The organism is Mucilaginibacter myungsuensis (assembly GCF_015222005.1).
In the GTDB taxonomy this organism is placed as follows: Bacteria; Bacteroidota; Bacteroidia; order Sphingobacteriales; family Sphingobacteriaceae; genus Mucilaginibacter; species Mucilaginibacter myungsuensis.
The window spans coordinates 714,898-729,024 of sequence record NZ_JADFFL010000003.1 but is presented as its reverse complement, the minus strand read 5'-3'; the positions used below and the strand labels follow the sequence as shown (position 1 = coordinate 729,024).

General features: G+C 36.0%; 12 protein-coding genes. All 12 read left to right on the top strand.

The window, feature by feature from the left end; all coding sequences use genetic code 11:
- Nucleotides 1-9 precede the first annotated feature (9 nt).
- Entirely contained in the window at nt 10-1,029 is a 1,020-nt protein-coding gene (locus IRJ16_RS11015; RefSeq protein WP_194111586.1) for a GDP-mannose 4,6-dehydratase, read from the top strand.
- Nucleotides 1,030-1,648: 619 nt separating this feature from the next.
- Entirely contained in the window at nt 1,649-3,043 is a 1,395-nt protein-coding gene (locus IRJ16_RS11010) for a lipopolysaccharide biosynthesis protein (RefSeq protein ID WP_194111585.1), read from the top strand.
- Between the two features lie 17 nt (nt 3,044-3,060).
- A complete protein-coding gene (locus IRJ16_RS11005) occupies nt 3,061-4,023 on the top strand; it encodes a glycosyltransferase family 2 protein (protein ID WP_194111584.1) in 963 nt (320 codons plus the stop codon).
- Nucleotides 4,024-4,151: 128 nt separating this feature from the next.
- Entirely contained in the window at nt 4,152-5,291 is a 1,140-nt protein-coding gene (locus IRJ16_RS11000) for a hypothetical protein (RefSeq protein ID WP_194111583.1), read from the top strand.
- Complete coding sequence (locus tag IRJ16_RS10995; RefSeq protein ID WP_194111582.1) at nt 5,288-6,727, top strand: glycosyltransferase; 1,440 nt, start codon at nt 5,288-5,290, stop codon at nt 6,725-6,727. The genes IRJ16_RS11000 and IRJ16_RS10995 overlap by 4 nt, the downstream gene beginning before the upstream one ends.
- 95 nt (nt 6,728-6,822) lie before the next feature.
- Nucleotides 6,823-7,692 (top strand): alpha-1,2-fucosyltransferase, encoded by an 870-nt coding sequence (locus tag IRJ16_RS10990; protein WP_194111581.1) that lies wholly within the window; start codon nt 6,823-6,825, stop codon nt 7,690-7,692.
- 168 nt (nt 7,693-7,860) lie between these two features.
- On the top strand, nt 7,861-9,072 hold the full coding sequence (locus tag IRJ16_RS10985) for a glycosyltransferase (protein ID WP_194111580.1): 1,212 nt from the start codon (nt 7,861-7,863) through the stop codon (nt 9,070-9,072).
- 191 nt (nt 9,073-9,263) lie between these two features.
- Nucleotides 9,264-10,148, top strand: coding sequence for a glycosyltransferase family 2 protein (locus IRJ16_RS10980; protein ID WP_194111579.1), 885 nt, complete (start codon nt 9,264-9,266; stop codon nt 10,146-10,148).
- 116 nt (nt 10,149-10,264) lie between these two features.
- The gene (locus IRJ16_RS10975) at nt 10,265-11,209 is read left to right on the top strand and encodes a hypothetical protein (RefSeq protein ID WP_194111578.1); all 945 of its coding nucleotides are present in this window, start codon (nt 10,265-10,267) and stop codon (nt 11,207-11,209) included.
- Nucleotides 11,210-11,345: 136 nt separating this feature from the next.
- The gene (locus IRJ16_RS10970; protein WP_194111577.1) at nt 11,346-12,260 is read left to right on the top strand and encodes a glycosyltransferase family protein; all 915 of its coding nucleotides are present in this window, start codon (nt 11,346-11,348) and stop codon (nt 12,258-12,260) included.
- A gap of 66 nt (nt 12,261-12,326) precedes the next feature.
- Entirely contained in the window at nt 12,327-13,154 is an 828-nt protein-coding gene (locus tag IRJ16_RS10965; RefSeq protein WP_194111576.1) for a glycosyltransferase family 2 protein, read from the top strand.
- A 153-nt stretch (nt 13,155-13,307) separates the two neighbouring features.
- Nucleotides 13,308-13,934 carry a WecB/TagA/CpsF family glycosyltransferase gene (locus IRJ16_RS10960; protein ID WP_228080019.1) on the top strand — a complete coding sequence of 209 codons (627 nt, stop codon included), beginning with the start codon at nt 13,308-13,310 and terminating at the stop codon, nt 13,932-13,934.
- Nucleotides 13,935-14,127: the final 193 nt, after the last annotated feature.

Sequence of the window (14,127 nt, the reverse complement as noted above, 5' to 3'; positions counted from 1 at the left end):
ATCATTAATATGCGTTATTTAATTACAGGTGGATGTGGTTTTTTAGGTTCGAACCTCGCTGCCGAGATTTTGAAAAAAGGTGATGAATTGTTTGTTTTTGACAATTTATATCGCACAGGTACGGAGCAAAATTTGAAATGGCTGCAGAGCTTAGGCACATTTAAGTTCTATCATTCAGATATCCGTTCATATAATGATGTAGAATATGCAGTACGCGACGCGAAACCCGATGTAGTTTTTCATTTGGCGGGTCAGGTAGCTATGACCACATCTTTGGATAATCCAAGGTTTGATTTTGAAGTGAACGTGTTAGGTGGAAATAACGTTTTAGAAGCGGTTAGAAAGTACGCCCCAGAAGCTATTGTAACTTATTCTTCAACAAATAAGGTGTACGGTGATCTGGAGTGGATAGAATATGAAGAAACACCTACTCGTTTTAAAGCTGTTGGGTATGACAATGGTTTTGACGAGAAAGTGCAATTGGATTTTCAATCTCCGTATGGCTGCTCTAAGGGTGCTACCGACCAATATATGCTAGACTACGCAAAGATGTTTGGATTGCGTACAGTGGTCTTCCGTCATTCTTCGATCTTTGGTGGTCGTCAGTATGCAACCGCAGATCAGGGATGGATAGGTTGGTTCGTAAAGCAAGCGATCGATATAAAGAGTGGCTTATTGAAAGAACCTTTTACAATTTCGGGTACAGGAAAACAAGTACGTGATGTTCTTTTTGGGAACGACTTGATAGCATGTTATTTTGCTGCGCTTGAAAATATAAATATTACTCAAGGTAAAGCATATAACATTGGCGGGGGTATGAGAAATAGCTTGTCGCTGTTAGAACTTTTTGATTTCTTAGAAAGAGAGTTGTCTATAGAAATGAAGTTTAACCGTTTGCCAGTAAGGCAAAGTGACCAACGCGTCTACGTAGCAGATATTTCAAAAGCTCAAGCTGATTTTGGCTGGCAACCTAAAATAACCAAAGATGAAGGTTTAAGAAAAATGGTTGGCTGGGTATCGTCTTTATGATATTTAGTGCATGTTCATACTGACAGCTTCTGCTATTGATACAAACGTACTTTATGATAAGTTTGTGGGGCTGTTTGTAAGCTTAACGTCTTTGCCATTTCAAAATTCATAATGTATCTGAAAGTTTTAAAGGCATTTTAGCGTTTTGGCTTATAATCTGTTTTGTCTGAAATAGTGACGTTTTAAAGTATTAATGTAATTGCAATTAACTTTGATGTTTTAATGCATGCATAATGCGATTGTTTGTGCTCAGAACGGTGTGCACGCGAGTTTCATAGATACAGCGCTTATGCAAACGATACTGATCATGATCGCCAAAGATGAGTTTAATTCAGATTGCGTAAGATATCGTTACATGCCAAGATCTTACTTTATCCAAACGAGTTTTGATATTCAAACACGTTTGTGAAAGGCGACGCTTTGGGTAGCAAGCCATTCTCGATCTTTTACAGATGCAGTTCTAAGCAATGGGTTGTTAGTACTGTCGGCAGCAGTATGAGAAGACAAAGGCAGCATAACATATCGGTGAATGTTATTCAATTGCGTGGAATACACTTGGCTATGGGGCTACATAAAAATTGATGGTTTAATATCTATCAGTTTACTTATAACATAAAAAATGTCTTTATTAAATATTGCAAAAGGAACGGTAACTAAATTTTTTACTTCAGGTCAAAATCGAAGTGTGAAATTGAAAAGCCAAATAATGTACATGTTTATACTTAAGGGTTTAACTATGGCATTGTCATTGGTTTCCGTTCCTTTAACATTAAGCTATTTAGATAACACACGGTACGGAATCTGGGTAACCATTAGTTCATTCATTTCTTGGTTCGCTTTTTTAAATATTGGTTTAGATAGTGGCTTGAGGAACAAATTTGCTGAATGCAAACTTAATAAGGAAGATGACGATGCACAGATGTACGTTAGTTCTACGTATGCAATTCTATCAGTGATCGTTTTAGTGTTATATTTGATATTTCTATTATCTTTTAAATTTGTTCCCTGGGACGAGGTCTTTAACAGTGGTTCTCAATACCATTCAGAATTGATATGGACGGTGTTTTGGGCATTCACCTTTTTCTCCTTAAATTTTATATTCAGAACAGTTTATACGATTTACACTGCAGATCAAAAACCGTCAGTAGACTCTGTCACCAACTTAGCTTCGAGCATATTATATCTGATCTTTATTTTTGTATTAAAGTACTTAAATAACCCTAAATTGTACCTTTTAGCGATCGCGATAACTCTGCCCTCGTTGCTGATATGTTTAGTAATAAATGTTTGGGCCTTTAAGGGCGAGTACAAGAGATACAGGCCGAGGTTTAAATTTGTTGATGTTAAACGGTCGCGGGGGCTTATTGGTTTAGGTTTAAGATTTTTTATCATCCAGATAGCAGGTTTGATCATTTTTCAAACAGATAATATGGTTATTACCCATATTTTAGGACCAGCATTCGTAACACCTTATTACATTGTTTACAGGTATTTTGGTGTAGTTTCTATGCTGTTCACAATGCTTGTCAATCCGTTTTGGTCATCTTTTACAGAAGCTTGGTTAAAACAGGATTTTAATTGGATATCAAATGCTATCAAAAAACTCTTGTATGTTTTTGCAGGCGTGGTGTTATTAGTAATTATTATGGTGACCATTGGGCAGGATGTTATCCGCTTATGGATAGGCAGAGATATCAAAGCTGAATTCAGTTTGTTTTTGTTTATGGGGCTATTTACTATTATATCGTGTTGGAATAACATATTCGCGATGTTTTTGAATGGGATATCTAAAACTAAAATGCAGACTATAACAGCTGTCATCGCCGCTATAATAAACATCCCATTGGCGATCTTTTTAGTTAAGAACATGCAGTTGGGTATCGCAGGAGTGATATTATCGTCCTGTGCCAGTTTAAGCATATTCGCTATCGTATCGGTGTTTTATACATTTTATATTATCAAGAAAAGTAAACAGAGTATTTTAACTGATGAGGTAAAACGCTCTGCAGTTTAAGCCTATAATTCGATCAAATGAAAAATCAAGATCCTTTAGTTAGCATTATTATCCCGGTATACAACAGAGAGAAACTAGTTGCACGTGCAATTGATTCAGCTATAGGTCAAACTTACAAAAATGTTGAGGTAGTGGTGGTTGACAATTGTAGCACCGATAACACTTGGGAAGTACTTCAGCGATATGCTCTTCAGGATAAAAGAGTAAAAGTTTTTAAAAATGAAGAGAATTTAGGCCCGGTCAAAAATTGGATAGAATGTGTTAAGCGATCGTCTGGTAAATATATTAAGGTAGTATTTTCTGACGATTGGATGGCACTCGATTTTGTTGAGAAAGCAGTGCCGAAATTAGAAGATAACGATGATATAGGTTTTGCATATTCAAAAATTAAGATTGTTTGGGAAGGCAAACCCGAGCAAGAGAATTACGGATATAATATCTTCAAAAAAAACACTAAATATTTATCGAAAGAGTTCATAAGAAGATGCTTATTTAATGGAAGGGTGCCGGTATCACCAAGTTGTGCGTTGTTTAGAAGGAAGGATTTCGAAGCAAATCTTCTGATCGAATTTCCGAATACTGATGGCTTAACCTTTAACAGATTCGGCGCCGGAAATGATATTTATATTTATTTAAAAACTGCCGGTGATTATAAGTATGTTTATTTTTTAGATGAAACGGAATGCTATTTTTATGCACACGACAGTGGCATCTCATTCCAATACTACGAGGGTTTATCTAAATACTATTTATGGGCTGAATGGTATTTTTTGCAACATTATGGCGATAGGCAATTGATTCGGATATTTAAAGCCTATTTTAAAGTACACCGAAAATTATATCATCATTTTTATAAAAATGTTGACGGTCCGGTTCATACAGGTTATTATCTTTCATATTGGTTCCAAAAAAAATTGACTTCTTTAAAAACCCGGACAGGTAAGGTACTAAGGCTGTTAAAAATTATTCCTAAGAAATGATCTTAAAAATCAATAGGCATAAGATAACCTGGTTTATAACTTTGTTATTTTGCCTATGCTCTATACAATTTTTTAGTATTAAGTACCTTACAGCAAATCATTGGCAGCTAATTTACGAGCTTATTATAGTGATGTTAGTGATACATTCATTCGCTACGCGATCACTTGTTTATGATAAACGTACGTTATTTAACAAAGAAATTTTGGCATTGATGCTGATTCCACTTTTCTCGGCGATCCCGGCAAATATTTTTCACCAGCAAAGTTATGTGCACTCCATCTTAGCCGCTAAACATTACTTACTATTTTTATTCTATTTTTATCTTAAAACAAAACGGATAGATTTTGAAAGTATAGAAAAGCTAATAGTGGGCTTGGGCGTTGTTGTGGCCATTATTTATATTGTCCAAACCGTCACGTTCCCCATAACCTTTTTTCAAGTTATAAAAGATACTAACGATGTTGCATTTGAAGTTAGGGCTAATGTTGTACGTATTTTGTTTTTTGAACCCACTTACATGGTGTTTGCTTTATTGTATTACGGTAATAAGCTGGTAAAAGAAAGGAATATAAAAAACATTGTTTTTTTGGGTATCTGTGTTACGGGAGTGATGTTGACTGCTACACGGCAGATCATCTTTTTTTCAATAGGTAGTTTGATGATGTTGTATTTGCTAACGTTGAATTTTAGGTCGGTACGTACGTACAGTTTTTTAATATTATTTGTTGTTATAGCTGCGGTTTTTGTTGGAGTAGGTGGTGGAAAGTATTTAGACTCGTTGATCAATTTAACTCAGCGCCAAGATGTGACAGGCGCAGACTATGTTCGGTTAAGGGCATTTAATTTTTATTTATATGACTATATGCCGTCGATCGTAAATTATATTATAGGGAATGGTGTTAATTATGGCGATAGCGCATATGGGAAAGAAATGCTGGATCTTGAGCAAGGGCAGGGGCTTTACAGATCAGATATTGGGCTGGTCGGCGCTTTGAACTTGTTCGGTATTATTTACATATTGCCTATCTTTTTTATTTTTTTAAAAGTATTTAGAGCTAAACTTCACAATAGAACGTATTACAAATTCTTTTTCTTTTACATCCTTACCACGGCATTTACCGGCGGCAATTTGTTTAGCTTACCATGGACATTTACGTTGATATTTATGTTACTATATAATGTAGAGAAGATAGTGGGACTTAAAAACGACAGTAGGGTATTTGGAAAAAAAGCGCTTTCGCCAGTTATAAATCATCAAGGAGCATGAAGTCGGTAGCTATAGTTATTCCGGTTTATAATAGAATAAAGATCACAAAGCGCGGGATAGACGCCTTAGAACGTTCGTTGGCGCTATATGACCTAAATGGTAGCGGCACTTGCAAATTCACTATTGTTGTGATAGACGATGGTTCTAAAGACGGTACATCTGAAGAGTTAGCGAATAATTATTCTAAAGTTGTTGTTTTAAATGGCGATGGTAATTTATGGTGGAGTGGTGCGATCAATCTGGGGGTTTCATACGCATTAGATAATGCTTTTGATAGTATACTACTTTGGAATGATGATACCATCAGCGCCGAAGGATATTTTGTGGAATTGGAAAAAGCCATTTTAGATGTCACATATAAAAATAGTATCATAGTTTCTAAGATATTCTGGCAGGATGCCCCGGACACCTTATTTAACTTTGGATGTCGTTTTGACCCGAAAACCGGTAAGACGATCATCATCGGTTTAAATGATAAAGACGGCCCGGATTATCAAAAACCAACCGAAATTGATTGGTCTGGCGGGATGGGCACATTGATACCCCTTGATGTGATCAGGGATATTGGTAAGTTTGACAATATCAATTTTCCTCAATATTTTGGCGACGCTGATTTTTTTTTAAGAGCCAAACAGTTTGGCTATAAAATTTATGCTATGCCCGGGCTTCACGTTTGGAACGACAGGGAGGCTACCGGCAGTTCTTTAAAAAGCCCTTATTTAAAATCTTACATAGATTGCTTAGTAAGCATAAGATCGCAATTTAACGTAAAACAGAATTTGCTTTTTATAAAAAGACACGCTAAGGGTAGTAGACCTTACTTTAATATTGGGCTCTTTTATATAAACTTTACCAAGCAACTTGTAAAAAAGATACTAAGGTTATCTTATTTGAAGGATCTTATGTTGTCGCTTAGATTAGTCTTCTTTAATCATTTTATTAACCGTATCCCATTTAATTTTATCCGTATCCCCCTAATGCGGATGTACATTAAGATCGGGAAAAATAGTAACGTGATGAATGGAGTTATAATTTATAATAAGTTGATAGACAAAGGTCAGATAGAAATAGGGGACAATTGTGTGATCAATCGTGATTGTCTGCTTGATGGACGTATAGGTAAATTGGTGATCGGAAACAACGTAGACATAGCGCGTGGTACCTGGATATTTACATTAGAACATGATGTACATGCCAATAACCATCACTATAATTCCGGAGATGTTATAATAGAAGATCACGTATGGATCGCGTCAAGAGTAACTATTTTGCCTGGCGTGAAGCTGTCAAAAGGATGCGTGGTAGCAGCGGGGGCGGTAGTTACGAAAAATGTTCCGGAGCTTAAAATAGCTGGTGGTGTCCCGGCCAAAATTATTGGCGACCGAAGGTCTGACCTGAGTTACACATTAAAGCATTTCCCTTTTTTTAGTTATTAAGATCATTACTTGTTGTGTTTGGCGCCGATGCGAAATACGTAAATAAATGTCGAAAAACAACTTAAGTACCGTACAATAAAAATTTGATCAGCCTTATGATAATCGTTAAATTGACAGGTGGGTTAGGAAATCAAATGTTCCAGTATGCATTTTATAAAGCTATAAAACGACGTGTTGCTGATGTTTATATTGACTGCACAACATTTGAAAAAGTACTGGCCCACGAACATGTTAATCTAAAGAAGATATTTAAGAATATACAATTTGATGAGGCCCGTTTGACGGATATTTTTACGCTTGCAGATACTAGCCGTTCATATTTCAGCCGGATCAGGAGGCGGTGTTTTGGTAAACGTAAAACCCATATATATGAGGACAGACTTACATTTAAGCCGGAGCTGATAGGTTTAACTGTTGATCGTTATTTAGACGGTTACTGGCAATCTGAACTTTATTTTAAAGATATAAAAGAAGAGATCATTCAAACCTTTTCTTTTCCGCCCTTGCAAAACGAAAAAAATATTCAACTACAGGATAGCATGATCGATCAAAATTCTGTAGCGATACATGTGCGGAAAGGAAAAGATTATGATTCGGCAATGCGACGAAATATTTGCGATGTTGAATACTATAAGAATGCTGTGGCGATGATCAAACAAAAAGTTGATTCGCCGGTTTTTTACGTTTTCTCTGACAATATTGATTGGTGTAAGAAAAATCTGGATTTTATAGATCTGAATTTTGTGGATTGGAACCCTAAAACCGGAGATGATAATTATATAGACATGCAACTAATGTCATATTGCAAGCATAATATAATTGCAAATAGCTCATTTAGTTGGTGGGGAGCATGGCTCAATGCAAATAAAGATAAAACGGTCGTCGCTCCCAAGACATGGCTTAACCAAGATAACGTTAAACATAGTATAAGTGATATAGTTCCTCATTCATGGATATTGGTCTAAAGGCTCGATCACAACTTTGATACTGCGTAGAGTTTTTACGCCGAATTCGGTCAGGCATTGTCTTATATCAGGAAGCAAATAAATTTACTGAAAATGGCGAGAAGCGAATGGCATTTAGATAAAGAGAAAATTAATGCGAATTTGCTTGTTGGCCATTATTGATATCATATGAAAGTATTATTGGTTTCTGCGTTCCCTCCCTCTAAACATAACATTAATGGCCCCTCGGCTTTGCCTTATTATTTGGCAGCTCAGCGTCATCCAGAGATTGATATCGACCTGATAAATTTTGTGCAGCCTAACGCAAATGAATTAGTAACGGCCGATCTAAAAAAAGTATTTGCTAATATAATTAACGTCCCTAAAACCCCTAAACATATCTATTATCCGGTAAGAGCTTTACAAAAGACCGGTATTGTAAAAGCCACATCGGGTATATACTTTGATTATTTACCGAATAGAAAGGTCTTAAAACAAATAAATGAATCAAACTATGATCTGATATGGATATATCCACATACGTTGTACCCGTGGTATAAAAGACTGTCTCACTTAAATGTAGTAATGACCGGGCCCGATTGCTCATTGCTACATCTGAAGTTGGTGAAGAAAATATTTAGTAAAAGCAAGTCGAATAAATTTTCGATAAATATTGACAAGCGTATATCCGAAGCTAACTTTTACGAAAAACGATGGAGTTTGTCAAAGGCGTTGATACATACTGTTGGTAAAGATGATCTTGATCAATATATCGAGCTGGGGGCGGCAAACCATTCGTTCTTCAGTAATCATCCTTATAGTAGCTATAAACCATCGCTTGAGCCGATCGTTAATGCAAGCGGTAAACTTAAGATCGTTGTTTCAGGCGTCAATAACTCTGTTTATATAGGCGACCTTTGGAATAGGATAGTTGATAAACTTGTTGAGAATAGAGAGCTAAATCACCATTACGAATTTATCTTTATAGGTAAAGATTTTGAAGACGGGGAGCAAAAACTAATTGCTGCAGGCTACAACACCAGTTTATCAACATGGGTCGAAAGCTATGAAGACAGGATAGCTCAAGCTCATATCCAGTTGTTCCCTATCATTTTAGGGACCGGTACAAAAGGAAAAGTATTATCGGCATTAGCTACCGGATTACTCTGCATAGGTACTGCATTTGCATTGGAGAATATTTTGATAGATCCCAATGATGATGCTATTTTATTTGGAAGCGAACAAGAGGCTATCAACGCATTGTATGATATAGCCGGGCATAAAAGCAAGTATAATGCTATGGCCCATGCAGCGAGTGTGAAAGTTAGGGACATGCATAGTTCCCAAAATACCGCTAAGGAGTTTTGGGACTACATTACAAAATTTTTCAATATCGGTTAGTGTAATTTATACAAAGATTGTCAGCTACATCTACAAGCCTGTTGTTTGGTGCAGTTTTATATCTCGGTATTGAATTTTACAATCGCAGCTCAGCGCGCTGTCCTCAATAAGGATCTACAAAGGATCAGAAGATCGTGTTAAGGAAGTGTTTGTAACACCCCCAAATTATCAACTATATTTAACATATTACTATGATTTCAGTTGTTTTTATAACGTCGCTCCGGTTGCCTGAGCTGCGAAAGGCGATTCTATCGTGCATTAACAGATCGAGTGAAGATTATGAGGTCATCGTCATAAACAATTGTATAGGTGATGATATTGAGCCCGAAATGCTAACGTTAGCAGCTGATCACCAATTAAAATTGCGATATATCGTGAACGCGAAGAATCTTGGCGTTGCGGCATCGAGAAACCAAGGGTTTAGAATGGCCTTAGGCGACATCGTTTACTTTTTAGATGATGACGCGGTCATTTGCACCGAGGGCAACTGCATATCTGAAATCGCTGATTTTATGAGGAGTAATACAAAATATGCGGTAGTTGCCACCGAGATATACAATACAACGGGAGAGTTTTATCAACATGGAAAATTTCCCCGAAATTCCACCGTTCGAACGACTGGAGAGGTCTCTTATTTTATCGGTGCCAGTCATTTTATAAACAAGCAAGCTCTAAAGGGGGCTGATCTTTATCCGAGCGAGTTTTTTTATGGCGGTGAAGAGTACTACTTGTCATTTATGTTAAACAAATTGGGATACGTGGTGTTTTACTATAAACAATTTTTGGTGTATCACCAGCCAAGTTTATCGACACGTTTGTCTAACGAAGACATCATGATAAATAGCTATTGTAATGCCTTTAATGTTAAAAGATATTTTACTCCGGTGCTTTTTATTCCTTTAATATGGATAGTGATGTTGATCAGGATCTTTTTTAAAGCAATAAAACACCCGGCTGTTGTAAAAAAATTTAGCGAGAAGATATCTCAAACTTATAATCGTAACTACGTAGATAGGATGGGGCATTTCTCTTTTATAGGGCTAATATATAAGTACGGCACCCGGACAATTTTGTAAGATCATTGAAACATTATAGATCTATTACTACTAAGAAAAATTATTTTGTGCTATTTATTTAGAGTTATATGTCGTAATATTGAGCAGATACCCTAGTCTATTTAAACTAATTCGTGATGGAATACGATATTCCTATTTTATTGTTGGCGTTCAATCGTCCCGACACTACTCAACTTGTATTCGATCAGATCAGAGCAGTTAAACCTCGTTATTTATATATTTCTACAGATGGAGCACGTGAAGGAATAAACGGAGAAGCTGATAAGTGCGAAACTGTACGAAACATTATTACTCAAATTGATTGGGATTGCGAGATTAGAACCTATTATCGAGATAAAAACTATGGTTGCGGAACCGCTGTAAGTAGCGGAATCAGTTGGTTTTTTGAACACGTGGACATGGGCATTATATTGGAAGATGATTGCTTGCCCGACCCAACTTTTTTTGAATACTGTAAATCACTATTAGAAAGATACAAGGACAACGAGGAAGTTAAACTCATAAGCGGCACTAGCTTTATAACCGATCTTTCTAAAAACAATAGCTATTACTTTACCAAGTACGCAAATATATGGGGCTGGGCTACCTGGCGGCGAGTATGGCAGCAGTATCGTCTTGAGATAGAGGATTTGGAAGAAACGTTTATTTCAACTGATTTTTCTAGTGTTTTCTATAACGAGGTTGAAAGGCGTTATTGGTATAAGGAGTTTAAAAAAGTGGAACTCAAGCAGATTAACACCTGGGATTATCAGTTGCTTTATTCCATTTGGAAAAGTAAAGGCGTTTGCATTAGTCCTAATATCAATCTAATAAAAAATATAGGTTTTTCTAATAATTCTACGCGGACATTTTTATTTGATCCTATAAAAATGCCCAATTCGGCAGCGATGTCGTTCCCACTACAGCATCCTTCTATTGAGGTTGATGATAATACAGATAAATATATTTTTTTGAATGCTTATAGTCATTCTCCAAAACGGTTATTGCGTCTTTTAAAAAAAAATGGTTTGATGAAAGTTTTCCGCTATATAACTGCTAGTTTTTCCATTTTTTATAACTAAAATTGAGGATAATTTAGCTTTAAAAGCTATATCATCTCCCTTAATTATTTGAACAATAAGTTTATGCGTTAAAATTAATTTTATTAATATATTCTCAAAAGGGGTTAAGCCTATGAGATAAAAACAAGTATTCATCGTGTTCGCCCCTATCGTTTTTTTTACTTATAAACGTTTAACTTCTGTACAGAAAGTTATTGCGTCTTTGCAAAAATGCCAGTATGTAGACCAAACCGAGATCTATATTTTTTCTGATGGCCCTAAAACTCGGGCTGAGGTTGACAAGGTTAATGCAGTTAGAGAATACTTAAGAACCATAAAAGGTTTTAAAAAAGTAGTGTTGAAGTTTTCTGACGTGAATAAAGGGTTAGCAACTTCGATCATAGAAGGTATAACCAATATTTTCCAAGATAACGAAGCGGTTATCGTATTGGAAGACGATTTGGTTGTGTCTAAAAATTTTTTAGCCTATATGAATCAAGGTATCGATTATTATAAATACAATAAAAAGATCTTCTCTATCTCGGGTTATAATATACCAATGAAAGTGAGTAGTAGCTACCCTTACGACATCTATTTAACCTACAGATCATCATCATGGGGTTGGGCCAGTTGGAGAGATAGATGGGAAACTATCGATTGGGAGGTTAAAGATTACGATGAATTTAGACGGAGCAAAGATCTAAAAAAGGCTTTTAATAAGGGTGGAAGTGACTTGACGCGCATGTTGCGTCGTCAACGAATGGGTCAGGTAAATTCTTGGGCTATACGGTGGTGTTATCACCAATTTAAAACAAATACCTATTGTGTTTACCCTATCGTATCTAAAGTTAAAAATATCGGATTTGATATTACTGCTTCAAATTCAAATTCATACGATCGTTATAATTCGCCGATCGATGTAAGTGATAAAACTCAATTTAAATTTTTGCCAGAAGTAAAGCAGGATGCAACGCTGCAAAAAAAATTCAGTAATTTTTACAGCATTCGGTCACGGATTATCGGGCGATTAAAAACATATTTATTTAGGGGTGGTTTTCTCTCTAATCGCTAATACATTTGATCTATTTATGATCACCGTTAAGTGTCTGGTCAAAAGTCTATCGTAAAAATATTTTTAATGTCCCTCAATAATTTACCACTTGTCTCAATTGTAATACCTGTTTATAATAGGGAAATATTAGTAAAAAAAGCGCTTGACGCCGCAATTGCTCAAACATATCCCAATATTGAGGTTGTAGTTAACGACAATAACTCTACCGATAATACATATGAAGTTGTTAGGGGCTATCTAAAAGATAATCCGCAAATAAAATTATTCAGGAACGAACAGAATGTCGGTCCGGTAAATAATTGGCTGCAAGGTATAAAAAACGCATCAGGAGATTATGTGAAGATCTTATTCTCTGACGATTGGATATCTGATGATTATATAGAGAAAACGATGTTGCAATTTACATCGCAAGTGGGCTTGGTATTTACACCAGCCATTATTCGCAAAAAGATCAATATCACTAACTATAAATTATTTAAAAGCACAAAGATCATTAATTCGGCTTTGTTTTTGAAATTTATGCTTTTGGCTTATCGCACTCCTGTCTCTCCTGGTTGTGCGATATTCCGAAAGGTCGATATATTACCGATATTGAGCACTGTGATAGATACTGAACGTCACGCTGAATATCTTAGGTTTGGTGCCGGCATCGATTTGCTTACCTATTTGATGGTAGCGGAAAAATATGACAAAATAGCCTATGTTTCAGATACTTATGCACATTTTTTAGAGCATGATGATTCTTTTACTTATGCAAATGCATTGGATCAATATTATATAAAGGCATTTGATCACTTTTTAGAGCGTACAAAAAAAGTAAAATTTAAAAGTCTCTACTCTTTGATACATCACTCCCGGGGCTATAAGTTTATAAGACATTTCTCTAATAAGTAATATTAACGATCTATATACTACTATTTGATAATGCCATTGAATCTGAAAAATTGTATAACGTATTTTGATTACAAAGTTTATTCTGGTGGTCTGCAGGACATCGATCTATCAGACAAACTAATGATAAATACTATCAACCAATATTCATGTTACATGGCCAGCTTAGACGAGGGTTTTAAGCGGGCGCTTCAGCATTCTGATATATTACTGCCGGATGGGGTAGGCGTAACGCTTTCGGCTCAACTGATATACGGCAAAAAAATAAAAAAAATAGCAGGTGCCGATATACATCAAAAGCTTTTGGAGTTGTTACAACAACATGGTGGGCGCTGTTTTTATCTGGGAGCATCTAACGAGACGCTTTCTAAAATTAAAAATAAGATAAACAGTAACTATTCAGCCATTCAATTTTCCAGTTATTCGCCGCCATTTAAGCCTCATTTTAGCGATAATGACAACAATACAATATTAGAACAAGTCAACTCATTCAAACCTCATGTACTATTCGTTGGAATGACGGCTCCTAAACAGGAGAAATGGGCGGCTGAACACAGGTTAATGCTCGATGCTAATATTATTTGCTCAATTGGGGCTGTTTTTGATTTTTATGCCGGAACTGTAGATCGCCCTAAAGATGTTTGGATCAAATTAGGTTTAGAGTGGTTTGTGCGTTTTTTGAAAGAGCCTAAACGGATGTGGAAGCGATATTTTTACTATGGACCATTATTCGGAGGTATGGTATTAAGAAAATGGTACCAGATCAAATTTGGAAGAAAATAATAATTGATCTGGTAATTGGCATTGCGAAGTCAGTATAACTACATCTATTTAGTTTTGATGTTCGCTGAGGTTATGATCATGATCTTTTTAATTTAAATTCCATATACAAGCGCCTGGTCGAAATGCTAAAGTAGGCCAGTAACGGTTCAAAGTGACCGGTTTTGGGTTGCTAAACTTGGTTGTACTTTATCCC

Bases quoted from the DNA above. Each gene is read 5' to 3' on its own strand.
- IRJ16_RS11015 (WP_194111586.1), top strand. From the start codon at position 10: ATGCGTTATTTAATTACAGGTGGATGTGGTTTTTTAGGTTCGAACCTC.
- IRJ16_RS11010 (WP_194111585.1), top strand. From the start codon at position 1,649: ATGTCTTTATTAAATATTGCAAAAGGAACGGTAACTAAATTTTTTACT.
- IRJ16_RS11005 (WP_194111584.1), top strand. From the start codon at position 3,061: ATGAAAAATCAAGATCCTTTAGTTAGCATTATTATCCCGGTATACAAC.
- IRJ16_RS10995 (WP_194111582.1), top strand. From the start codon at position 5,288: ATGAAGTCGGTAGCTATAGTTATTCCGGTTTATAATAGAATAAAGATC.
- IRJ16_RS10990 (WP_194111581.1), top strand. From the start codon at position 6,823: ATGATAATCGTTAAATTGACAGGTGGGTTAGGAAATCAAATGTTCCAG.
- IRJ16_RS10985 (WP_194111580.1), top strand. From the start codon at position 7,861: ATGAAAGTATTATTGGTTTCTGCGTTCCCTCCCTCTAAACATAACATT.
- IRJ16_RS10980 (WP_194111579.1), top strand. From the start codon at position 9,264: ATGATTTCAGTTGTTTTTATAACGTCGCTCCGGTTGCCTGAGCTGCGA.
- IRJ16_RS10975 (WP_194111578.1), top strand. From the start codon at position 10,265: ATGGAATACGATATTCCTATTTTATTGTTGGCGTTCAATCGTCCCGAC.
- IRJ16_RS10965 (WP_194111576.1), top strand. From the start codon at position 12,327: ATGTCCCTCAATAATTTACCACTTGTCTCAATTGTAATACCTGTTTAT.
- IRJ16_RS10960 (WP_228080019.1), top strand. From the start codon at position 13,308: ATGGCCAGCTTAGACGAGGGTTTTAAGCGGGCGCTTCAGCATTCTGAT.